Origin of the sequence: Xanthomonas sp. MLO165 (genome assembly GCF_018831305.1) — a bacterium.
Lineage (GTDB): Bacteria > Pseudomonadota > Gammaproteobacteria > Xanthomonadales > Xanthomonadaceae > Xanthomonas > Xanthomonas arboricola.
Genome location: NZ_CP029263.1, coordinates 3,618,176 through 3,641,102 on the forward strand (window position 1 = coordinate 3,618,176; position 22,927 = coordinate 3,641,102).

Here is a 22,927-nt window from a genome sequence, read left to right on the forward strand (position 1 = left end):
AGTTGCCTGTAGCCGTTCCTGATGCGATATGCGCGGTATCGCCACTGCCGATACCGCGCACCCGGGCCGCAGGCCGCGGCTCAGCGCTTGGTGGTTTGCGCCTGCTTGAGCGCGGCGCACAGGCGGATGGTCTCGCCGGTCTGCGCCATGCCGCGGTCGGCGCCGCTGAGCGTGGCCAGGCGCGGCTTGAAGAACGCATCCAGGCGGTCGGCTTCTTCCACGCTGCAACCGCCGGACGCACCCAGCGCCGGCAATCCGCCGCCGTCGAACGAACCACTGCGCTGCACGATACGGTCGAAGTTGGCGGTGAACCACGGCCACATCGACGCGTGCGAGGCCTCATAACTGTGACCGCGCATCAGCAGGCTCTTCATCTCGCCCACCTTGATCGCATCGGTCAGCGCGAAATCACGCACCTGCTTGAGCAGCGCCGGGTCCTGCAGCGTGCCCAGGGCGGCGATCATGGCGTTGCGCTGCGCCGGGTCGGCATGCGTGCGCAATGCATCGATCAGGCTCTGCACCGCCGGTGCGCCGCGCTCCTGCGCGGTCACCGCCAGTGCGGTGCCGAGCAGATCCGGATTGGCTTTGGAGAAGTCCAGTGCACCGTTGCCGCCGGCCAGGACCGCATCGCCCTGCGCCAGCAGTGCCTTGCGCACCTCCGCGTTCTGCAGGCGCAGCGCGAACAGCCCGGCCAGCGCCGAGCGCAGGCTGGTGTCGTCGATCGACTCGCCGCTACGCCGCGTGTAACCCAGCTGACGCAGACGCGGCAGATACGCCTGTTCGGCCGCCTTGCGCAGTGCATCGCGCTGGGCCTGGCTGGTGGCCTGGTAGCGCCAGATCCACACGAAGCGGTTCAGCAGCGCCGTGGACACATCGGCCGATTCGGACGGCGCCAACTGCTTGAGCGCTGCCAGCACGGCGTCGCCGTCGGTATCGCCGTGGCGGTAGGCCGCATCGATCGCATCGGCATAGGCCAGCTGTTCGTTGTCGTCGAGCTGTCCGACCTGCTTGCTCAGTTCAGCCAGCTGCTTCTTGGGCAGGCTGAAACGGTAGTAGCCGGCGCCACGCGCGTTCGGGAACACCCAGGTGTTCTTGCCTGCACCGTCCAGCACGATGCTGCCGCTGCCGTCTGCCAGCATCTGGCAGGCAGTGCCGACCTGGTTCTTGCCCTTGCCGTACTTGACGCACACCGGCACGCCCCATTGCTGCGCAGTGGAGCCGGTGGAACCCAGCGGCAGATAGCGCTGCTGCTGCAGCTTGACCACGGTCTTGCCGCCTTCGCGGGCGAGCTGGGTCTGCAGATACGGCACGCCCGGCTGATTGAGGAAGCTGCGGAAGGCGGCCTTGAACTCCTCGCCCTTGCCGGCGGCATCGGCGATCGCATCGACCAGATCGTCGGCGGTGGCGCTGCCGAACTTGTGTTTGGCGATGTAAGCGCGCATGCCCTGGCGGAACACGTCTTCGCCGACGAAAGCCTCGAACATCGCCAGCACCGCCGCACCCTTCTGGTAGGTGATGCCGTCGAAGGCGGTCTCGATATCGCCGTTGCCGGTGATCGGCTGACGGATCTTGCGCGCGCTGACCAGGCTGTCGTTGTCCATCGCGTACTGCGCGCCGCCGATGCGGTCCAGATTGGCGCGGTATTCCGGGTGCAGCTGCATGGTGATCTTCTGCTGCATCCAGGTGGCGAACGCCTCGTTCAACCACAGGTCGTCCCACCATTCCATGGTGACGGCGTCGCCGGTCCACTGGTGGGCCAGCTCATGCGCGTTGGTGTTGAAGGAGCGCTGCACGTTCTCGGCCGGCGAGTCCTTGTCCAGCAACAGCAGCCAGTCGCGGAAGGTGACAAACCCGGGGTTTTCCATCGCACCGGCGCTGAAGTCCGGCGCGGCGACCAGATCGAGCTTGTCGAACGGATAGCCGAAGGCGTAATAGTCCTCCAGTGCGGCGATGATTGCCGGGGTCTGGTCCAGCGCCGGAGTGATGCGCGGGCCCTGGCCCTTGGCGGCGATGCCGCGCAACGGGGTCGGGTTGGGGCGCTGCGGGGTGGCCGGCATGGCCGGCACGTCCACCACATCCCATGGGCCGGCGGCATAGGCGACCAGATAGGTCGGCAGCGGCACGGTCGGAGCGAAGGTCACCGTCTTCCAGCCCTTGCCGGCCGGCTTGGTCGAGGTGGCGATGGTGTTGGCCAGCGCCTGGTCGTCGGTGGGTACGGTCAGGCTGAGGTCGAACGGAGTCTTGAACGCGGGTTCGTCGAAACCGGGGAACGCGTAGCGCGCGCTGATCGGCTCCATCTGCGTCATCGCATAGGCCTGGCCCTGGTACTTCACCTGATACAGGCCCTGCAGCTGCTGATTGAGCGGCGCGCTGTAGACGATGTCCACGGTGAGCGTCTGCGGCTGCAGCGTGCGGCCGAAATCCAGGCGCACCACACCGGCCTGCGCATCGGCTTGCACGTAGCGTGCGGTCAGCGCCTTGCCCTTGACCGGCTTGACCGTGACCTTGCTGACCTTCAGTTCCTTGCCGTGCAGCCAGAGGTGATCGGAGGGCTGCTTGAGCTGCACGCGGATGCTGGTGCGGCCGCTGAACTCGCTCTGGTCCGGATCGATCTTGAACGACAGGCTGTAGCGCTCGGGCACTGCCCAGGTCGGCAGGCGGCCATTGGGCACCGGCTCGCCGGAGGACTGCGCCAGCGCGGTGCCGCAGCACAGCGCAAGGAGAGAGGGAGCAAGCAGGCAGGCAAGACGACGCATTGGCGATTCCGGTCAGGGCAACTGCGGGAGTCGACCACAGCCGGGCATGACTGTCATGTGACCTTAGTCATTGCACGACCGATGCGGTGAGCGCGCCGCCCCCAGAGGCAACCGGCCGCGCTGCGGCGTCGCATCGATCGCGCTGGCCTGGTGCTGCCGCGCTCAATGGACACAGCATGCGCCCCGATGTTTGGGTTTTGTTTGCGATGCAGCCAGATGCAAACACCGTGATCAACGCCGATGCCGCAGCATTCCCGCGTCGTCGACCACCGGCAGCAGCGCACCGCTGCCGGTGTCACTCAGGCATGACCGCCTACCGACGGCGTCTGCGCCTCCAGGGTTTCCAGCTCACGCGCCACCGCTTCGGGCGACTTGGTGAATGGCGCAATCAGGCTGTAGAACGCCGGCACCACGTACAGCGACAGCAAGGTGGACAGCGACACGCCGAAGATCACCACCACGCCGATCGTGGCGCGGCTGGCCGAGCCGGGCCCGCCGGCCACCACCAGCGGAATCGCGCCGACCACGGTGGCGATCGAGGTCATCAGGATCGGACGCAGGCGCACCGATGCCGATTCCACGATCGCCTCATGCACGCTGCGGCCTTCGTCGCGCAACTGATTGGCGAACTCCACGATCAGGATGCCGTTCTTGGCCGCCAGCCCCACCAGCATCACGATGCCGATCTGACTGAACAGGTTGAGCGTGCCGCCGGTGACCCACAACCCGACCAGCGCGCCCAGCACCGCCAACGGTACCGTGAGCATGATCACCAGCGGATGGGCGAAGCTTTCGAACTGCGCGGCCAGCACCAGATACACCACCAGCAAGGCCATGCCGAAGGTCAGCAGCACCGCACTGCCGGACTGCTGGTATTCGCGCGACTCGCCCTTCCAGTCCACCTGCGCATACTCGGGCAATTCCTCGCGTGCAGTCTGCTGCGCCCAGGCGATCGCCTCGCCGAGCGGGTAGCCAGGCGCCAGGCCGGCACTGATGGTGATCGCACGCAGGCGGTTGAAGCGATTCAGGGTGCCGGCTTCGGCCACTTCGCTGAGCGTGACCAGGTTGGACAGCGGAATCAGCTCGCCACGTGTGGAACGCACGCGGATGGCGGTGAGGTCTTCCGGCGCCATGCGGCCTTCGCGGCCGGCCTGCAGCATCACGTCGTATTCCTCGCCGTTGTCCACGAACGTGGTCACGCGGCGCGAGCCCATCATCGCCTCCAGCGCGCCACCGATCGCGGTGACCGGCACGCCCAGATCGGCCGCACGCAGGCGGTCGATGTTGACGCGCATCTGCGGGCGGGTTTCCTTGTAGTCCGAGTCCGGGCCGACCAAGCCGGGATTGGCTTCCATGCGCTGCAGGATGCGATCGCGCCACTGCGCGATCTCCGCATAATCCGGCCCGCCCAGCACCAGCTGGAACGGCTGGCCGCGGCTGCGCACCAGGCCGCCGCTCACCTGCGTGCGTGCGCGCACGCCGCTGAGCACGTTGAGCTTCTGCTGCAGTTCGTCGGCCACTTCGGTGGTCGGGCGCGTGCGTTTTTCCCAGTCCTGCAGGAACACGCTGACCCGGCCGGTGTGCATCTCCTCGCTGCTGCCGAAGCCGCCGGGCACGCGCGGGTTGGCACGCACGATGGGCTTGTCCGGGCCCACGTAGGGGCCAAGGATCGCCTCGACCTGATGCATCTGCCCCACGGTGTAATCGAAGCCGGCGCCTTCGGGCCCGTCGATCATGATCTGGAAATTGCCGCGGTCTTCGGCCGGCGCCAGCTCGGAGGGGATCCGGCCCATCAACCACGCGCTGGCGCCCAATGCCAACAGCATCAGCAGCGCGAAGATCCAGGTGCGATGCACATGCCGCTCCAGCGAGCGCCCGTACGCCCCGGACACGGCCTGCATGCGGCCATCGAACCAGCGATGGAAGCGGTTGGGCCTGGCCTGCCCGTGCGAGCGCAACAGCTTGGACGACATCATCGGCGTCAGCGTCAGCGCCACGAAGGCCGAGATCGCCACCGCCGCGGCCAATGCCACCGCCAGCTCGCGGAACAGGCGCCCGGTATTGCCTTCCAGAAAGCCCACCGGCAGGAACACCGCCACCAGCACCGCGGTGGTGGCGATCACCGCGAAGGCGACCTGGCCGGTGCCGCGCTTGGCCGCCACCAAGGGCGGCTCGCCCAGGTCGATGCGGCGCTGGATGTTCTCCACCACCACGATGGCATCGTCCACCACCAGGCCGATACACAGCACCAGCGCAAGCAAGGTCAGCAGGTTGATCGAAAAATCGAACGCGTACAGCGCGATGAATGCGGCGATCAGGCACACCGGCACCGTCACCGCAGGAATCAGCGCCGCGCGTGCGCTGCCCAGAAACACCCAGATCACCACCAGCACCAGCACCACCGCTTCGATCAGCGTGTGATACACGCGCTCCACCGCCGCATCGATGAAGGTCGTGGTGTCGAAGGCGACGAAGATGTTGGTGCCCTGCGGCAGCGATTTCTGCACTTCCTCGGCCTGCGCGCGCGCCTCGCGTGCAACGTCCAGCGCGTTGGCGGTGGAGTTGCGCACGATGCCCAGGCCCACATTGGGCACGCCGTTGCTCTGGAAGTAGGCGCGGCGCTCGGCCGAGGTCAGCTCGACCCTGGCCACGTCGCCCAGACGCACCACATAGCCGCCCTCGCCCTTGCTGAGCGGCAGCTTGGCGAAGTCCTCGGGCTTGAGATAACTGCGCTCCACGCGCAAGGTGAAATCGCGCTGCGCCGATTCGATGCTGCCGGCCGGCAGTTCCACGTTCTCGTTCTGCAGCGCCGCTTCCACGTCGGCCACGGTCAGTTCGCGCGCGGCCAGTTGATCGCGGTCCAGCCAGATCCGCATCGCATAGCGCTGGCGCCCGCCGATACGCACCTGTGCCACGCCGTCCAGGCTGGAGAAGCGGTCCACCACATAGCGCTCGGCGTAGTCGGACAGCTGCAGCGTGTCCATCGTGCTGGAGCTCATGTTGAGCCACAGGATGGGGTCGGCGTCGGCCTCGACCTTGGAGATCTCCGGCGGGCGCGCCTGGTCGGGCATGCGGTCGGAGACGCGGCTGACCGCATCGCGCACGTCGTTGGCGGCGGCTTCCACATCGCGCGACTGCACGAATTCGATACTGATATCGGAAGAGCCGTTGCGGCTGCGCGCCTCGATGGTCTCGATGCCTTCGATGCCGGCCAGCGCGTCTTCCAGCACCTGGGTGATGCGGCTTTCCACCACCGCCGCCGAGGCGCCGGTGTATTCCACGTCCACCGACACGATTGGCGGGTCGATCGCCGGCAACTCGCGCAAGGTCAGCCGGGTGAACGACATCACCCCCAGCACGATCAGCAGCAGGCTCATCACCACCGCCATCACCGGGCGGGTAATGGACAGGTCGGAGAGTTTCATCGTGCTGCCTGCGGGCGCGCCGCTGCAGATGCAGGCGCGGCCTGATCGACCACCTTCAGGCCCGGACGCAGCTTGCCGGTGCCGTCGACCACGATGCGCTCACCGGCCTTGACCCCGTCGAGAATTTCCACCTTGCCGTCGCGGCGCTCGCCCAGCCGCACGTCGGCGCGCTCCACGCTGCTGTCGGGCTTGACCCGGAACACGTAGGACTCGCGCCCCACCTGCACCACCGCAATCTCCGGGATCACCACCGCCTGCCGCGCTGGCTGGAACAGGCGCACATCCAGCAACATGCCCGGGCGCAGCCGGCGGTCGCCGTTGGGGAAGTCCGCCCGCACCGTCACCGAGCGGGTGGTCTCGTCGATACGCGAATCGATCGCCGCCACCACGCCTTCGAACTGCTCGCCCGGATACGCCGCCGCGGTGCCATTGACGGTATTGCCGAGCTGCACCAGGCCGAACTGCGACTCCGGCACCTGGAAGTCCACGTACATGCGCGCCACATCGTCCAGCGTGGCGATCACCGTGCTGGAGGTGATCAACGAGCCCGGGCTGATCTGGCGGATGCCGAGCACACCGGAGAACGGCGCGCGCACCTCGCGGTCGGTGATCTCCGCGCGCATCTGCTGCACGCGTGCCTGCGCTGCATCGCGCAGCGCGCGTTGCGTATCGACAGTGGATTTGGCCACCAGCTGCTGGCCAACCAGACTCAACTGGCGCCGGTACAGCTGATCGGTTTCCTCGAAGGTGGCCTGCGCGGCCGTCAGTGCCGCCTGCTGCGAATTGCCGCGCAGCCGCAGCAGCAGCTGCCCGGCCTTGACCTCGTCGCCGCTGTCGAAATTGACCTGCTCCACCACATCGCTCACTGCCGCGGTCAGCGCCACCGATTCGCGCGCACGCACGGTGGCGATCGACTGCACGGTCGAGTTCCAGGGCTGGGTGGTCACCGCCTGCACAGAGACCGGGATGGGTTTGGCGGCGGCCGGCGCGGCGGCCTCACGGCTACAACCGGCCAGCGCGACGGCCAACAAGAGCGCTGCGCCGAAACGCGCGCTGGGTCGAACAAGCATCAGAACATCCTGGCGGGGTACGTCGAAAGTTTAACGACCTAGCCGCCATGGAGTTGACAGAAAGGGCGTGCTTTGCACCATGACCAAAGACCCTTGCTGTCGTCGGCGCGATGCGCTGGCCAGCGCAGCCACCGACACGGCGGCGTGGCTGCCGGACGGGTGCGGCCACCGCTCGGCCGCTGCATGTACACATTCATGCATTGCGGCTTCGCGTTGCCCACACCCGCCTGACGCCTGCCGCTATGTCCTGTCAGCCCCGCTCAGCGTTCCAGCCCGAGAAACTCGAGCACATGACGCGCCAGCGCCTCTACGTTCTCACCATCGGCGTGAAGATGGACCTCCGGCGCCTCCGGTGCCTCGTAGGGCGAATCGATGCCGGTGAAATTGGGAATCTGCCCGGCCCGCGCCTTGCGGTACAGCCCCTTCACATCGCGCGCCTCGGCGACCGCCAGCGGCACGTCCACGAACACCTCGACGAACTCCCCGGCATCGAAGCGCTCGCGCGCCAGCTGCCGCTCGGCGCGGAACGGCGAGATGAAGCTCACCAGCACGATCAGGCCGGCATCGGCCATCAGCCGCGCCACCTCGGCCACGCGGCGAATGTTCTCCACGCGGTCTTCGTCGGTGAAGCCCAGGTCGCGGTTGAGCCCGTGGCGCACGTTGTCGCCGTCCAGGATGAAGGTGTGATAGCCCAGCGCATGCAGGCGCTTGTCGACCAGGTTGGCGACCGTGGACTTGCCCGCGCCCGACAGGCCGGTGAACCACAGCACGCGCGGAGTCTGGCCCTTGATGCGCGCGCGCGCGGCGCGGTCCACATCCAGATGCTGCCAGTGCACGTTGCCGGCGCGGCGTAGCGCGAACTCCAGCGTGCCGGCGGCCACGGTCGCATTGCTCTGCCGGTCGATCAGGATGAAGCCGCCCAGCACGCGGTTGCGCGCGTACGGCGAGAACGCGATCGGCTCGTCCAGCGCCAGATTGCAGTAGCCCACCTCATTGAGCTCCAGCCGCTTGGCGGCCAGCCGCTCCTGCGTGTTCACATCGACCTTGTGCTTGATCTCGCTGATGCTCGCGGTAACCGTGCGCGTGCCGATCTTGAGCCAGTACGGGCGCCCCGGCAGCAAGGCGGCATCGTCCATCCACAGCAGATGCGCGGCGAACTGGTCGGCCACTTCCGGCGGGTCGTCGACGGCGGCAATGATGTCGCCGCGGCTGATATCGATCTCCTCGCGCAAGGTCAGCGTGACCGCCTGGCCGGCGCGTGCGCTGTCCACCTCGCCATTGGCATCCAGCACCGATGCCACCTGCGTGCGGCGCCCGGACGGCACCACCACCACGGCATCGCCCACCCGCACCTGCCCGGCGGCGATGGTGCCGGCGTAGCCACGGAAGTGCTGATGGGGGCGATTGACCCACTGCACCGGCAGCCGGAAGCCGCTGCCGGCTTCCGGCGTCTCCACGTGCACGGTGTCGAGATGCTGCAGCAGATGCGGGCCGCGGTACCACGGCATCCGCGTCGATGGGCTGGACAGATTTTCGCCAGCCAGAGCCGACAGCGGAATGCATTGCACATCGGCGATGCCCAGCTGCGCGGCCAGCGCGCGGTAGCCCTCGGCGATGTCGGCGAAGACCTGCGCGTCGTAGTCCACCAGGTCCATCTTGTTAACCGCCAGCACCACGTGGCCGATGCCCAGCAGCGACACGATGTAACTGTGCCGGCGCGTCTGCGCCAGCAAGCCCTTGCGCGCGTCCACCAGCACCACCGCGACATCGGCAGTGGATGCGCCGGTGGCCATGTTGCGCGTGTACTGCTCATGCCCGGGGCAGTCGGCGACGATGAACTTGCGCTGGTCGGTATCGAAGTAGCGGTACGCCACATCGATGGTGATGCCCTGCTCGCGCTCGGCGGCCAGCCCGTCCATCAACAACGCATAGTCGATGCCCTCGCCCTGCGTGCCATGCCGCCGGCTATCGCTCTCCAGCGCGGCAAGCTGATCGTCGAACAGGCGTTTGCTGTCGTACAGCAGGCGCCCAATCAAGGTGCTCTTGCCATCGTCCACACTGCCGCAGGTGATGAAGCGCAGCAGCGGCTTGGCTTCGTGTTGATGCAGGTAGGCGCTGATCGCGCCGGGATTGGGGAGTGGGGATTGGGGATTGGCAAAGGCAGCTGCTTCCTCCGTTCCGTCCACGGCGAACCGCTGTTGCGAATCCCCAATCCCGAATCCCGATTCCCTGCCCATCAAAAATACCCCTCAAGCTTCTTCTGCTCCATCGACGCGCCTGGCGCATGATCGATCATGCGGCCCTGGCGTTCGGAGCTGGTGCTGACCAGCATTTCGGCGATCACCGCTTCCAGCGTGTCTGCGGTCGATTCGATCGCGCCGGTGAGCGGATAGCAGCCCAGCGTGCGGAAGCGCACCGAGCGCAGTTGCGGCGTTTCGCCGTCTTGCAGCGGCAGGCGGTCGTCGTCGACCATGATCCAGGCGCCGTCGCGCTCCACCACCGGGCGCGGCGCGGCGAAATACAGCGGCACCACCGGTATCCGTTCGCGGTAGATGTACAGCCAGATATCCAGCTCGGTCCAGTTGGACAGCGGAAACACGCGCACGCTTTCGCCGGGTTTGGTGCGCGCGTTGTACAGATTCCACAATTCCGGGCGCTGGTTCTTGGGGTCCCAGCGATGGCGCGCGTTGCGGAACGAGAACACGCGCTCCTTGGCACGCGATTTCTCCTCGTCGCGGCGCGCCCCGCCGATTGCCGCGTCGAAGCCGCCCTGCTCCAGCGCCTGCTTCAGGCCCTGGGTCTTCATAATGTCGGTATGCACCGCCGCGCCATGGCTGATCGGACCGACGTCCTGGGCGATGCCGTCGGGGTTGATGTGCACGCGCAGGTCCACGCCGGTCTCGGCCGCGCGGCGGTCGCGGAAGGCGATCATCTCGCCGAACTTCCAGCGCGTGTCCACATGCAGCAGCGGGATCGGTGGCGGCGACGGCGCGAACGCCTTGAGCAGCAGATGCAGCAGCACCGAGCTGTCCTTGCCCACCGAATACAGCATCACCGGGGCCCGGAACTCGGCGGCGACCTCGCGCAGGATGTGGATGCTTTCGGCCTCGAGCCGATCCAGGTGTGACAGGGGCAGCAGAGTCATCAGGGTGTCGTGGGCGTCGGCGGGCAGACCAGCCGATGGTAGGGCAAGGCGCCGCAGTGTGTGGCGCGGGCCGCCCGCACCCAAATAAGCGGCCGGCATAACGCGATAACGGCTCATCCTTTCTGGCCGCGGCAACGCCTCCCTACCATCACGGGTCTCATCAACCGCCCTGGATCCGAATGACCGCCGCCAGTTCCGCGCTACCGCCCAGCCCCTTGCCCGACGAGCGCAAGGCGCTGCTGGAACGGTTGGTCGACGGCCTGGATGCCGCATCGCTGTGGTGGCTGTCCGGCTACACCGCCGGACTGGCACAAGGCCAGCCGCCGCGCTCACTGGCGGTGTTGCCGGGCGGCCAGCCGCACGCGCCGGCACAGGAAAGCCAGCGCCTGACCGTGCTGTACGGCAGCCAGACCGGCAATGCACGCCGGGAGGCCGAGCAGCTGGCAGCCGAGGCCGAGGCCGCCGGCCTGAGCGTGCGTCTGCTGCGTGCCGACCAGTATCCCACCCGCGAACTGGCCAGCGAGCGACTGCTCTACGTGGTCATCAGCACCCAGGGCGAAGGCGACCCGCCGGACGATGCGATCGGGCTGGTGGAATTCCTGGCCAGCCGCCGCGCGCCCAAGCTGCCCGAGCTCAAGTACGCGGTGCTCGGCCTGGGCGACTCCAGTTACGCCGATTTCTGCGGCATCGCACGCCGCATCGACGATCGCCTGGCCGAACTTGGCGGCAGCCGCGTGCAGCCACGCGGCGAAGCCGATCTGGATATCGATAGTGTCGCTGCGCCCTGGCGCACGCAGGCGCTCAAGCATGCACGCGAGCAGCTCAGGAGCGGCCCGCCATCGGCCACCATCACGCCGTTGCGCAGCAGTGCAGCCGCACCGGTGTGGTCGCATCAGCAGCCCTTCCCTTCAGAATTGCTGGCCAACCAGATCGTCAGCGGGCGCGACTTCAAGGGCCCGCAGTTCCGCGTCTACGCCTTGCCGAGCAAGCGCGTGCGCCATCTGGAATTTTCGCTGGAAGGCAGCGGGCTGAGCTACGAGCCCGGCGATGCGCTGGGCATCCGCCATCGCAATCCGCCTGCGCTGGTGGATGCGGTGCTCGAAACGCTGCGCCTGGACGGTCATGCCGCGGTCACCGTCGGCGAAGAGACTCTGGCCCTGCACGAGTGGCTGGCCACCCGGCGCGAACTGACCAAGCTGTCGCGGCCGCTGCTGGCCGCACATGCCGAGCGTGCGCGCGCCGACGAGCTGCAAGCGCTGCTCGCCCCGACCCAGACCGCCGGCCTGGCGTCATTGCTTGCCGATCACCAGTTGATCGACGTGCTGCGACGCTGGCCGGCGGATTGGGACCATGCCGGCCTGCTGGCCGCGCTGCGTCCGCTCACCCCGCGCCTGTACTCGATCGCCTCCAGCCGCAAGCGCGTGGGCGAGGAAGTGCACCTGGTGGTGGACGAACTCACCTACCAGGCGCACGGGCATGCGCACCTTGGCTCGGCCAGCGGCTTTCTGGCCGCTTTGCGAGAAGGCGACACCGCACCGGTCTACATCGAGCCGAATGCGCGCTTCCGGCTGCCGGCCGATACCGATCGCGACATCCTGATGATCGGCCCGGGCACCGGCGTGGCGCCGTTCCGCGGCTTCGTGCAGGAGCGCGCCGAAACCGGCGCCAGGGGCCGCAACTGGCTGTTCTTCGGCGCGCAGCATTTCAATACCGATTTCCTGTATCAGGCCGAATGGCAACAGGCCTTGCAGCGCGGCGAACTGCACGCACTGGAAGTCGCGTTCTCGCGCGACCAGGCCGAAAAGATCTACGTGCAGCACCGCCTGCGCGCACGCGGCGCCGAGGTCTACGCCTGGCTGCAGGGCGGTGCGCATCTGTACGTATGCGGCGCCATCGGCATGGGCAAGGACGTGCACGCCGCCCTGCTTGAGATCGTCACCACCCACGGCGCCGTGGATGCAGAAGCCGCCGCGGCGTATCTCACCCAGCTGCAGGTGGAGGGGCGGTATGCGCGTGATGTCTATTAATGCCGGGAATCGGGATTGGGGATTGGGGATTCGTAATTGCGGGTTCCGCGGGTCTGGTTGTTGTCGTGCTGCTGCTTGTTTGTTTTTGCCAATCCCCAATCACCAATGCCGAATCCCGTCATGAGCCACTCCGTCGAAGACATCAAATCCGAAAGTCGCCGTCTGCGCGGGTCGCTGGAACAGAGCCTGGCCGATGCGGTGACCGGTGCGTTGCGCGAGGATGATCAGACCCTGATCAAGTACCACGGCAGCTACCAGCAGGACGATCGCGACATCCGCGATGAACGGCGTCGGCAGAAGCTCGAACCGGCGTACCAGTTCATGATCCGCACCCGTACGCCGGGTGGGGTGATTTCGCCCACGCAGTGGCTGGCACTGGATGGCATCGCCACGCGGTACGCCAATCATTCGCTGCGCATCACCACGCGCCAGGCGTTCCAGTTCCATGGCGTGATCAAGCGCGAGCTCAAGGCGACCATGCAGGCGATCAATGCCACCTTGATCGATACGCTGGCCGCCTGCGGCGATGTCAATCGCAATGTGCAGGTCGCCGCCAATCCGCTGCTGTCGCAGGCGCATGCCACGTTGTATGCCGATGCCGCGCGGGTGTCCGAGCATCTGTTGCCCAATACCCGTGCGTATTACGAGATCTGGCTGGACGAAGAGCGCGTGTCAGGCTCCGGCAACGAAGAAGAGCCGATCTACGGCGACCGTTATCTGCCGCGCAAGTTCAAGATCGGTTTCGCCGCGCCGCCGCTCAACGATGTGGACGTGTTCGCCAACGACCTGGGCTTTATCGCGATCCTGCGTGACGGCGAGTTGCTTGGCTACAACGTCAGCATCGGCGGCGGCATGGGCGCCAGCCATGGCGATGCGGAAACCTGGCCGCGTGTGGCCAATGTCGTCGGGTTCGTCACCCGCGATCAGTTGCTGGAGGTGGCCACCGCCGTGGTCACAACCCAGCGCGACTTGGGCAACCGTGCGGTGCGCAAGCGCGCGCGCTTCAAGTACACCATCGACGATCACGGCCTGGACACCATCGTGGCCGAGATCGAACGTCGCGCCGGCTTTGCGCTGCAACCCGCCCGGCAGTTCGCGTTCGAGCACAACGGCGACCGCTACGGCTGGGTCGAGGGCGACGATGGTCTGTCGCATCTGACCCTGGCCCTGCCTGCCGGGCGCATTGCCGATACCGACACCGCTGCGCACCTGAGCGGCCTGCGCGCGATTGCGCAATTGAACGTCGGCCAGTTCCGCATGACGCCCAACCAGAACCTGGTCATCGCCGGCGTGCTGGCCAGCGAGCGCGCGCGCGTCGATGCCCTGGTCGCGCAGTACGGCCTGGATGCCGGCAATCGCGCGCCCACCGCGCTGGCACGCGGCGCAATGGCCTGCGTGTCGCTGCCGACCTGCGGGCTGGCGATGGCCGAGGCCGAACGCTACCTGCCCGACTTCAGCGCGGCCCTGCAGCCGGTGCTGGAGCAACACGGGCTGGCCGACACCCCGATCGTGCTGCGCCTGTCCGGCTGCCCGAATGGCTGCTCGCGCCCGTATCTGGCCGAAATCGCGCTGGTCGGCAAGGCACCCGGCCGCTACAACCTGATGCTGGGCGGCGACCGCCGCGGCCAGCGCCTGAACACGCTGTACCGCGAAAACATCACCGAAGCGGACATTCTCGCCGCACTGGAACCGTTGCTGGCGCGCTATGCGGCCGAACGCGATCAGGCCGGCGACGAAGGCTTCGGCGATTTCCTGCATCGCAGCGGCCTGATCGCGCTGCCGCCCTACCCCACACACCGTCACCTCGACCTGGAATTGCTCGCATGACCGCGCTGCCCGCTGCATCGATCACTGCGTCCGCGCTGGACGACCTGGACGCGCTCAACGCGCAACTGGAAGGCCTGCGCGCCGACGAGCGCGTGGCCTGGGCACTGCAATACGGCCCGCAGGAGGCGGCACTGTCGTCCAGCTTCGGCGCGCAGTCGGCGGTCACGCTGCACCTGCTCACCCAACAGCGCCCGGACATTCCGGTGATCCTGATCGATACCGGTTACCTGTTCCCGGAAACCTATCGGTTTGCCGACGCACTGGCCGACCGGCTCAAGCTCAACCTCAAGGTGTACCGCCCGCTGGTCAGCCGCGCCTGGATGGAAGCGCGCCACGGCCGCCTGTGGGAACAGGGCATGGTCGGCATCGACCAGTACAACAACCTGCGCAAGGTCGAGCCGATGCGCCGCGCATTGGACGAGCTCAATGTAGGCACCTGGTTCACCGGCCTGCGCCGCAGCCAGTCCGGCGGCCGTGCACAGACGCCGATCGTGCAGAAGCGCGGCGAACGCTACAAGGTCAGCCCGATCGCCGACTGGACCGACCGCGACGTGTGGCAATACCTGCAGGCGCACGACCTGCCGTATCACCCGCTATGGGAACAAGGCTACGTGTCCATCGGCGACTTCCACACCACACGCCGCTGGGAACCGGGCATGCGCGAGGAGGACACGCGTTTCTTCGGGTTGAAGCGCGAATGCGGCATCCACGAGGACATCTGAGCGCGGCGCAGCGCGCGCTCGTTACGAAGCTTGCCTGCACCACTACGCGTCGAGTTTGCCGGTGGGCACACCGCCAAGCGCATCCCTGCCTCGGCGCGTCCACAGCGCATTGAGGTGACGCGCACGTACTCATGGCGCGGGAACACGTGCCTGATTGCGCTGCATCCAGTAGCGATCGAACAGCCACATCAGCAATAACGACACCCCGACCAGCGGGAAGATCAGCCCGCAGATCACCAGCAGCGCCAGCAGACCGCGCAGCGTGCGCGGATCGGCCGGCAACGGCGGCACGCCCAGGCCACCGACCGGGCGACGTTTCCACCACATCACCGCCGCGCTCACGCACAGCAGCACGATCGCCGCGCAGGCCAGCAACAGGATCACCTGATTGGCAGTGCCGTATTGCTGGCCCAGATGTACATTGATGCCCCACTCCAGCGCGCGTCCCACTGGCCCGTAATCGCGATAGCGCATGTCCAGCATCACCGCGCCGCTGTACTGATCCAGATGGATCACGCGCTGGCGCTGCAGGTCGGCCGGATAGACCGAGGCGGTATACACCCCGGTGGCGCCACGCGGTGGCGAGACGCTGTAGCCCGGCACGATGCCGAGCGCATCGAACCGCGCCATCGCCGCATCCAGCCCGATGGCACCGTGACCGGGCGCAGCGACGTTGCCGGTGCCGCCGTGTGCGGCATGTTCCGACTGCACCGCATGTTCCGACCGGCTTGGCTGTTCCGCGTGTTCCGCGTGTTCCGCGTGTTCCGCGTGTTCCGAATGTTCCGAATGTTCCGAATGTTCCGAATGTTCTGAATGTTCTGCATGTTCCGCACCCGCCCGCGTCACACCCACCCGCCCGTCATGCAGACCCTCATCCCCCCCCGCGACTCCACGCCCAGGCACCGCTGACTCCGGCACACGCGCCTGCCGCAACGACCATGCCGGATCGGTCGTCTCGGACAAACGCTGTTGCGACATCGGCAGCTGCACCCGCACACCGGCCGGATACCCGAAGTCCTGCCCGTTGACCCAGCGATTGACCTGCGCGCCCCACAGCCACGACCACGGCATCCCGGTCAGCGCCAGGAACAGCAACACTGCACCGACGCCGGCACCGGTGACCGCATGCAGATCGCGCCAGAACAGCCGCTGCCGCGGCGTGCCGCGCACGCTGACCACCCCGCCGCGGCGCCCGCGCGGCCACCACAGATACACACCGGTCAGCACCAGCACGATCGCCCAGCCCGCCGCCATTTCGATCAAGCCGCGCGCAAACGGGCCGATCAACTCGAGACTGTGCAGCCGGCGAATCGTCCAGGCCAGGGTGCCGTGCTCGGGCAGCGCGCCGAGCACGCGTGCGCGATACGGGTCGACATACACCACCTGCCGCACACCGTGCGTGTCGACCAGCCCGATCTCGGCACTGGCATCGGCGCGTGCGGGTGTGGCGTAACGAAACAAGCTGCCGCCGTATCTGCGCTGCGCCGCATCGACCAGGCGTTGCGCCGACACCCGCCGCTCGCCCACCGGCACGACCTTCAAGCCATGGTGCACGCTGCGGTCGATCGTATCCTGGTACAGGAACGCCGCACCGGTCAGCGCCAGCCAGACGATGAAGGGCAGCACCAGCAAACCGGCATAGAAGTGCCAGCGCCACACCGCGCGATAAAAGCGCCAGCGGCCATCCCGGCGCGGATCGGTGACGCGGCCATCGCCCATGATTGCGCGCATCAGAAGCTCCAGTCCCAGGACAGCGACAACGCACGTCCATCGCCCGGCGAATAGCCGGAACTACCGGTGTCGTACCACGCATACACGTACGCGCGATCGGTGACATTGCGCAGCTGCAGGCTGAGCGCGTTGCGTGCGTCCAGATTCCAGCGCGCGCCCAGATTGAGCAGGGCGTAACCACCGGTGCGCCCCAGCGTATTGCTGCGCTCCAGATAATAATCGCCTTGCGCATTGCCCCAGGCGCTCAGCTGCACCGCCGCGGTGAGCTGCCATTCCAGCCCGGCGGTGGCCAGCCAGTGCGGCACGTTTTCGATCTCCTTGCCGCGCGTGGCCGGCGCACTCGGGTCTGGCGTGGCAATGCTGGCCTTCTGCCGCGAATACGACATCCAGGCCCGCCAGTGCTCGGCCGGCTGCAGGTTCAGTTGCGCATCCCAGCCGCGCCGCAGCGTGCGCCCGACATTGGCCACATCGCCGACACCGGGCACGCCATTGACGCCCAGGATGGTGGCGACTTCGCCGGAAGCGCGTTGCTCCCAATACGCCAGGCGGCCGTCCATCAGCGCCGATGGCGCGAACTTGAAGCCGGCCTCCCAGCCGTCGTTGATCGACGGGCCGAGATTTGCCGGCTGGCGCCGATACGCGCCATCGCCGCTGCCGATCTGGAAGCTGCGCCCCCAGTTCGCGTACACGCTGCTTTGCCCGGCCAGCCGGTAGCTGGCACTGAACTTGGGCTGCTTGATGGTGCCGTAGTCGTACGTCGGTGCGTAAATGCCGGCACGCACATCGTGCAGCTGCCCATCGACACGGTCGATGCGATAGCCCGGCACCAGCTGCAGCCGCTCGACCGGGGTCAGCACCGCCTGTACGTAGGCCCCGCGCGTGCGCAGGTCGTAATCCCAATCGCGCAATTGCGCGCCGCGCACCCGTGCCACGGTGCGGTAGCGCTGCGACTGGTTGTCCTGCCACTGCGCATCCACGCCGGCTTCCAGATTGGCCGCCAGCGCGCCGCAATCCGGCTGCCAGTTGCCGCGCAACAGCAGGCCGCGATGGGTTTCATCGGTATCGCGTTCCTGCTGCAGGCCGGCTGCGGAAAAGCGTACCCAGCGCCGATTGCGGTAATCGTTCTGGTAGGCCTTGGCGCTCCACTGCGCAGCGGCGCCCAGCGTGCCGTCCGCGTGCAACGCGGTCTGCCGCAGCTGGCGTTCGCTGCGATCGTCCTGCGCATACGCCGGCGAACTGCCTGGCGCCGCGCGTGCGCTGGCCGCATCCAGATAACCGGCTTCCAGCGCGTGATTGTCGTAGTAACGCGTGGTGAGCCCGGCACGGAAGCCGCCATCGGGGTCGGTATAGAACCACTTGCCGGCCACACTGCGTTTGCGCGCGTCGGCGTGCTCGCGATAACCATCGGAATCGCGCCAGGCCAACACATAGTTCTGGCTCCATGCGCCATGTTCGAAGCCCTTGCCCAACTGCACCTCGCGCGCACCGAAACTGCCCGCCGTCACGCTCAGGCGGCCATCGTTGCCGCCGGTACGGGTCAGCACATCCACGCTGCCGGCGATCGCATGCAGACCGTAGCGTGCATCGTTGGTGCCGCGCACGATCTCGATCGCGCTGATGTCCTGCGCAAACACCGCATCCAGATATGGCATGCCGCCGGCATTGTCGTTGCTGGGGATGCCGTCGATCAGCAGCTTCACCGCATTGATGCGCCCCTCGCCATTGAAACCACGGAACGAGAACCGCCCCGCATCGGTGCCCATGCGGAACTGGGTGACCTGCACGCCCGGCGCACGCATCAACAGCTCCCAGCTGTAGTCCACGTGTTGATCGTGCAGCAGCTCGCCACCGATCACATCCACCGAACTCAGCACGCGTGCCGTGCTCGGGCTGCGCTGGGTCTGCGCGCTCACCTGCACCTTGCCCAGGGTCAATGCCGCATCCTGCGCCTGCACAGTGCAGGCAGGCCCCCACACCAGCGCCAACGATGGCGCGTACCACAGCGTTTTCAATAATCGCAACCGCATGACCAACCCTTCGCCGTGCCGGCACGGCAACACCGCCGTGCGCCGCGGCAACACGGCGGGCACAGGCATCACTTCAGGAGAGCAGGTCGTCCATGCAACTGCGTGCGGGCGCGCCGGAAGGTCGGGCACGCAATCGCTACAACGCAGCGGACGCCCGCGATGGGGCCAGACTCACGCGTGCAGCGGCGGCCCACGTGCCCCGAGTGCGGCCCAGCGCACCGTCGATGTTGCGCGCGCCTGCCTGTGCACCGGCGCCGGCGCCGGCCGCGCTTGCAGCAGGCACAGCACCAGCAACGCCAGCCACGGCAGCAGGCGCGCGGCCAGCACGCAGTAATCGCAGGCTTCACCATGCGCGCCTGCGTGTTGGCCGGTGTCCGGCTTGGCGGGCGATGCAGCGGCGGCGTGATGGTGCGCGGCCGTCTGCGCCGGCAGGGCCTGGTCCGCATGCAGCGACCCGCCCGCGTCCAGCGCCGGCCCGCTCATGCACATCGGCTCGGGCGACTGCGCCTGGCTCCAACGGCTGACCAGCGGCGCCACCAGCATCAGCAGCACCGCCAGACAGGCAAGCAAGTGCAGGCAAGGGTGGCGGCGGAGCGAAGGCATTGCGCGAGTGTAAGCCGCCGCATGCCGCAGGGGCGATGGTGGCGGCCGGTGCGCGACCGCATGTCGCACCCGTCGGCAACGGCCGCCTTGCCCGCCAGGCTGAGCAGTGGCGGAATCTGACGATCAGGCACCCTGCAGGCGCGCAGACGCTAGTACAGACGAAGTCCTGAAGGGTCGATGCACGGCCGTTGTCGAGGTCGGTAGTCACAGTTCCAGCAGTGGACGTGACAGCGCGCACATGGCAGGCCCTGGCATGCCCTATGCTTATACGTCATCCATCCACCTGCGCGCGCATGAGCACCGTCCTGTCCGACCCAGCGGCCGAGCCCCTTCCCTGTGCTGCCAAGCCGCCGAGCGAGGCATTGCGCCTTCAGGCGCTGCGCAGTTACGGCATCCTCGACACGCCGCGCGAGGCCGCCTTCGAAGACATCACCAGGCTGGCCTCGATCATCTGCCAGACGCCGATCGCGCTGATCAGCCTGGTGGATGCCGAGCGGCAGTGGTTCAAGAGCGAACGCGGCATGGGCGAGCGCGAGACGCCGCTATTCAAGTCGATGTGCGCGCATGCGCTGCTCGACAGCGACGTGCTGGTGGTGCCGGACACCCGCGAGGACGTCCGCTTCGCGCGCAATCCGTTGGTGACCGGCGAGGCGCCGTTGCATTTCTATGCCGGCGCCGTGCTCAAGACCAGCGAAGGTCTGCCGCTGGGCACGGTTTGCGTGCTCGACCGCCAGCCGCGCCAGCTCAGTGCCGAACAGGTCGATGCGCTGCGCGCACTCGCACGCCAGACCATGGCACAGCTGGAACTGCGCCGCGCGCTGCAGGTGGCCGAAGAATCCGACCGCTACCGCAGTCGCCTGATGGCCATCGCCGGGCACGACCTGAAGACCCCGCTGCGCACCGCCGCCTACGCCATCGACAAGATGCGCCGGCATGCCAATGTCGATTCGGTGCCGACCCTGGTCACCGCGCGCGATGCGATCAATCTGGTGGCGCGCAACCTCGACGAGCTGGCCACCCTGGCGGCCGCCAGCGAGACCGCCACGCCGGATCTGCAGCCGCTGGCGCTGGAAGATGTGCTGCATTCGGTGCTGGGTGTGTGGCGGCAACCGGCGATCGACAAGTGCCTGGCCTTGCGCCACGTGCCCACCTCGCTACGCGTGCGCAGCCATCCCACGCTGCTGACCACCTTGCTCGGCAATCTGATCGGCAACGCGGTCAAGTACACCGAACGCGGACGCGTGCTGGTCGGCGTCCGGCGTCGCCCCGGCCACGCGGTGGTGGAAATCATCGACAGCGGCATCGGCCTGAACCTGGACCACCCCGAACAGGTGTTCCAGGCCTTCCGCCAGGCCGACCCGCGCAGCGACGGGCTGGGCATCGGCCTGTGGATCGTGCACCGCACCGCCGAGACCCTGGGCTGCGAAGTGGATGTGCGCCCACGCCCGGGCGGCGGCACCTGCTTTTCGGTACGCATCCCGCTGGCCTGACCACCACTCGGTAGCGCCGGGCCAGACCGAGTCAGCGCAGCAGGTGGGCGCTGCTTGCCGGCATTGCGCAGACCGGCAACGCCATGCAGCCGATGCCACGCAAAAAAAGGCGGACCCGGGCTCCCGACCCGGATCCGCCGCCAAGCACGCCAGGTCTCTCCCCAAGGACCCGGGTGCGCCAGTCGCTCCATTGCGCAGCCTCGCGCAATGGTGATGCGACAGCGCTAGCAACCGCTTGACGACACCGACAAACAAACCAGCGATGCGATGTGCCGCATCGCCGGTCCTGCGCCGTCCACCCCTAGACGTCCGAGAGTGTCGCGTGATGGTTGCTATAAGGATTTACGACAGCGCAGGGCGCAACTTGATGCGGCCACACCACCCCGCCGCCACGGCCCTGACAGCTGTAGGGAGAATCACCGACAGCGCGCATTTTGGCGAGCGCCCACCGCTTCCCAAGTGATTGATAGAAGGAAGGTTTTCAAAAAAGCGGACGCTGCAGCGCAGCATTCCGATGCGCGTTCGCGGGCTGTCTCAGAACCCGGAATCGGCCGCATCCTGGCGCGCGAACCAGTCCGCCGAATGCACCTCTTCCGCCGCAACCTCCAGCAGCTGGCGCAGCACCGCCAGCGGAATCTGCACCTGGGTGCCATCGGCCTGCAGTTCCACCCACAACGATTCGTCCCGGGGATCGGCCAGCACCGTCAGTACCGCATGCTCGCGGCCCTCGACGCGTGCCGACAGCTGCAAGGCCATGCCGCCGTCCTGGTCGGGCGACCACAGCCGGCTGAGGGGCGGACGCAGTGGCTCGGTCATCGGTGGCAGTGCCTCACAGTGGCGAACAGGGACCGCGCGCGCAGCCAAGCGGAATCGGTACGCCCGGCGCGCAGGTCGCAGTGTACGGACAGTCGTCATCGATTCCGCACACTGACCGCCAGCATGACGCAGCTGCACGGTTGCTACGTGGGCGTACTTGCGGCGTGTCCCATGCCGGTACGCGTGCAGGCGCCCATCAGCGACCGAAGCCCTCTCGTAAACACAGCAAACCTCGTGAGCAAGCGTGCTCGATGCGCGCTGCAGTCTTCGACAGCCAGCTCAGCTGGTAATGGTCTGGGTCAGCGATTCCCAGGTCGGCGGCAGCGGCCAGGCCGGGGCCTGGTTGCCGTCCAGCACGCGGCGCAGGTCGCGCTTGTCGATCTGCGGCGCCAGCACGTGCACCAGGTCCAGGGCGTAGTCACGCAGCACGCGGTCGCGCGGCAGCACTGCCCAGGCAATGCACTCGGCGATCGGCGCCGGTGCCGGCCAGGCGCGCAGGTCCTCGTCGCTGGCGCTGACCGCCATCTCCGCCACCAGCCCGACGCCCAGCCCGGCACGCACATAGGTCTTGATCAGGTCTGCGTCCAGCGCGGTCAGCGCGATGCTCGGCTCCAACCCGACCTGGGCGAATGCGCGCTGCAGCGACGAGCCCGGCCGCGTGGAGGATTCGTAGCTGATCAACGGGTGCTGCGACAAGGCCTGCATGTCCGGCGCGGTGCGTGCCTGATCCAGCGCATGGCCGCGCGGCACGATCACCAGCCGGCGCCAGCGATACAGCGGCACCGCGATGCCGGCGCTCGGTTCGCCGCCGGCGGTGCTGACCACTGCGATATCCGCATCGCCCTGGCTGAGCAGATCCAGCGCCGCACTTTCGGCGGCCTGCTGCAGGTGCACGCTGACCTGCGGGTAGGCGTGCTTGATCTGCGCCACCGCCGGCGGCAGCACGAAACGCGCCTGGGTGTGGGTGGTGGTCAAGGTCAGCTGGCCCTGGCTCTCGCGGCGCTGGTTGGCCGCGTAGGTGCGGATGTTGTTGGCTTCCGACAGCACCGAGCGCGCGCGCTCGATCACTTCCACGCCGGCCGGCGTCACCGCGTCCAGGCTGCGCCCCTTGCGCACGAACAGCAGAAAGCCCAGTTCGTCCTCCAGCTGCTTGAGCTGCTTGGACAGACCGGGCTGGGTCGCATGCACACGCGCGGCGGCGAGCGTGATGTTGAGCTCGGCATCGGCGATGGCGACCAGATAGCGAAGTTGGGTCAGCGTCATGGGCTTATATCCAAAAAAGCGCGAG

14 protein-coding genes are annotated in these 22,927 nt (G+C 67.4%); 4 read left to right on the plus strand and 10 right to left on the minus strand.

All coding sequences use genetic code 11. From position 1 onward, the window contains the following. Positions 1-80: 80 nt before the first annotated feature. From DGN21_RS15210 to cysD, 5 genes are all read right to left on the minus strand, one after another. Entirely contained in the window at positions 81-2,756 is a 2,676-nt protein-coding gene (locus tag DGN21_RS15210) for a M1 family metallopeptidase (protein ID WP_184577572.1), read from the minus strand. Positions 2,757-3,055: 299 nt separating this feature from the next. Then, positions 3,056-6,181 (minus strand): efflux RND transporter permease subunit, encoded by a 3,126-nt coding sequence (locus DGN21_RS15215; protein WP_024940307.1) that lies wholly within the window; start codon positions 6,179-6,181, stop codon positions 3,056-3,058. Beyond that, a complete protein-coding gene (locus DGN21_RS15220; RefSeq protein ID WP_046344036.1) occupies positions 6,178-7,251 on the minus strand; it encodes an efflux RND transporter periplasmic adaptor subunit in 1,074 nt (357 codons plus the stop codon). Before DGN21_RS15220 ends, DGN21_RS15215 begins: the two co-directional genes overlap by 4 nt. Before the next feature lie 260 nt (positions 7,252-7,511). After that, the gene (gene cysN, locus DGN21_RS15225; protein WP_126966306.1) at positions 7,512-9,488 is read right to left on the minus strand and encodes a sulfate adenylyltransferase subunit CysN; all 1,977 of its coding nucleotides are present in this window, start codon (positions 9,486-9,488) and stop codon (positions 7,512-7,514) included. Continuing rightward, a complete protein-coding gene (gene cysD, locus DGN21_RS15230; protein ID WP_126966307.1) occupies positions 9,488-10,396 on the minus strand; it encodes a sulfate adenylyltransferase subunit CysD in 909 nt (302 codons plus the stop codon). The genes cysN and cysD overlap by 1 nt, the downstream gene beginning before the upstream one ends. 179 nt (positions 10,397-10,575) lie before the next feature. Here cysD and DGN21_RS15235 point away from each other — a divergent pair, with 179 nt between their 5' ends. The 3 genes from DGN21_RS15235 (at position 10,576) to DGN21_RS15245 (ending at position 14,972) form a co-directional block, all read left to right on the plus strand. Beyond that, on the plus strand, positions 10,576-12,423 hold the full coding sequence (locus DGN21_RS15235) for an assimilatory sulfite reductase (NADPH) flavoprotein subunit (RefSeq protein WP_126966308.1): 1,848 nt from the start codon (positions 10,576-10,578) through the stop codon (positions 12,421-12,423). A 120-nt stretch (positions 12,424-12,543) separates the two neighbouring features. After that, positions 12,544-14,250, plus strand: a complete 1,707-nt coding sequence (gene cysI, locus DGN21_RS15240) for an assimilatory sulfite reductase (NADPH) hemoprotein subunit (protein ID WP_241235254.1) — start codon at positions 12,544-12,546, stop codon at positions 14,248-14,250. Then, entirely contained in the window at positions 14,247-14,972 is a 726-nt protein-coding gene (locus DGN21_RS15245; RefSeq protein WP_065050325.1) for a phosphoadenylyl-sulfate reductase, read from the plus strand. The genes cysI and DGN21_RS15245 overlap by 4 nt, the downstream gene beginning before the upstream one ends. Positions 14,973-15,101: 129 nt before the next feature. Here DGN21_RS15245 and DGN21_RS15250 read toward each other — a convergent pair whose 3' ends face one another. The 3 genes from DGN21_RS15250 to DGN21_RS15260 form a co-directional block, all read right to left on the minus strand. Continuing rightward, positions 15,102-16,703, minus strand: coding sequence for a PepSY domain-containing protein (locus tag DGN21_RS15250; RefSeq protein WP_215824982.1), 1,602 nt, complete (start codon positions 16,701-16,703; stop codon positions 15,102-15,104). After that, a complete protein-coding gene (locus DGN21_RS15255) occupies positions 16,703-18,706 on the minus strand; it encodes a TonB-dependent receptor (protein ID WP_164738947.1) in 2,004 nt (667 codons plus the stop codon). The genes DGN21_RS15250 and DGN21_RS15255 overlap by 1 nt, the downstream gene beginning before the upstream one ends. Positions 18,707-18,901: 195 nt before the next feature. Then, complete coding sequence (locus tag DGN21_RS15260) at positions 18,902-19,333, minus strand: DUF2946 family protein (protein ID WP_102251413.1); 432 nt, start codon at positions 19,331-19,333, stop codon at positions 18,902-18,904. Between the two features lie 293 nt (positions 19,334-19,626). On the opposite strand from DGN21_RS15260, the gene DGN21_RS15265 reads away from it, so the two are divergent. Continuing rightward, complete coding sequence (locus tag DGN21_RS15265; RefSeq protein ID WP_024938175.1) at positions 19,627-20,823, plus strand: GAF domain-containing sensor histidine kinase; 1,197 nt, start codon at positions 19,627-19,629, stop codon at positions 20,821-20,823. A gap of 534 nt (positions 20,824-21,357) precedes the next feature. On the opposite strand, the gene DGN21_RS15270 is transcribed toward DGN21_RS15265, so the two are convergent. Then, positions 21,358-21,639 carry a hypothetical protein gene (locus tag DGN21_RS15270; protein WP_126966793.1) on the minus strand — a complete coding sequence of 94 codons (282 nt, stop codon included), beginning with the start codon at positions 21,637-21,639 and terminating at the stop codon, positions 21,358-21,360. Between the two features lie 279 nt (positions 21,640-21,918). Further along, on the minus strand, positions 21,919-22,902 hold the full coding sequence (locus DGN21_RS15275; protein ID WP_024938173.1) for a LysR family transcriptional regulator: 984 nt from the start codon (positions 22,900-22,902) through the stop codon (positions 21,919-21,921). Between the last annotated feature and the right edge of the window lie 25 nt (positions 22,903-22,927).

What these genes read in the sequence shown, in the direction of transcription:
- DGN21_RS15275 (WP_024938173.1), bottom strand. Translation starts at nt 22,902, where the DNA reads ATGACGCTGACCCAACTTCGCTATCTGGTCGCCATCGCCGATGCCGAG.
- DGN21_RS15260 (WP_102251413.1), bottom strand. Translation starts at nt 19,333, where the DNA reads ATGCCTTCGCTCCGCCGCCACCCTTGCCTGCACTTGCTTGCCTGTCTG.
- cysI (WP_241235254.1), top strand. Translation starts at nt 12,544, where the DNA reads ATGAGCCACTCCGTCGAAGACATCAAATCCGAAAGTCGCCGTCTGCGC.
- DGN21_RS15250 (WP_215824982.1), bottom strand. Translation starts at nt 16,703, where the DNA reads ATGCGCGCAATCATGGGCGATGGCCGCGTCACCGATCCGCGCCGGGAT.
- DGN21_RS15235 (WP_126966308.1), top strand. Translation starts at nt 10,576, where the DNA reads ATGACCGCCGCCAGTTCCGCGCTACCGCCCAGCCCCTTGCCCGACGAG.
- DGN21_RS15265 (WP_024938175.1), top strand. Translation starts at nt 19,627, where the DNA reads ATGAGCACCGTCCTGTCCGACCCAGCGGCCGAGCCCCTTCCCTGTGCT.
- cysD (WP_126966307.1), bottom strand. Translation starts at nt 10,396, where the DNA reads ATGACTCTGCTGCCCCTGTCACACCTGGATCGGCTCGAGGCCGAAAGC.
- DGN21_RS15270 (WP_126966793.1), bottom strand. Translation starts at nt 21,639, where the DNA reads ATGACCGAGCCACTGCGTCCGCCCCTCAGCCGGCTGTGGTCGCCCGAC.
- DGN21_RS15245 (WP_065050325.1), top strand. Translation starts at nt 14,247, where the DNA reads ATGACCGCGCTGCCCGCTGCATCGATCACTGCGTCCGCGCTGGACGAC.
- DGN21_RS15220 (WP_046344036.1), bottom strand. Translation starts at nt 7,251, where the DNA reads ATGCTTGTTCGACCCAGCGCGCGTTTCGGCGCAGCGCTCTTGTTGGCC.
- DGN21_RS15215 (WP_024940307.1), bottom strand. Translation starts at nt 6,181, where the DNA reads ATGAAACTCTCCGACCTGTCCATTACCCGCCCGGTGATGGCGGTGGTG.
- DGN21_RS15210 (WP_184577572.1), bottom strand. Translation starts at nt 2,756, where the DNA reads ATGCGTCGTCTTGCCTGCCTGCTTGCTCCCTCTCTCCTTGCGCTGTGC.
- cysN (WP_126966306.1), bottom strand. Translation starts at nt 9,488, where the DNA reads ATGGGCAGGGAATCGGGATTCGGGATTGGGGATTCGCAACAGCGGTTC.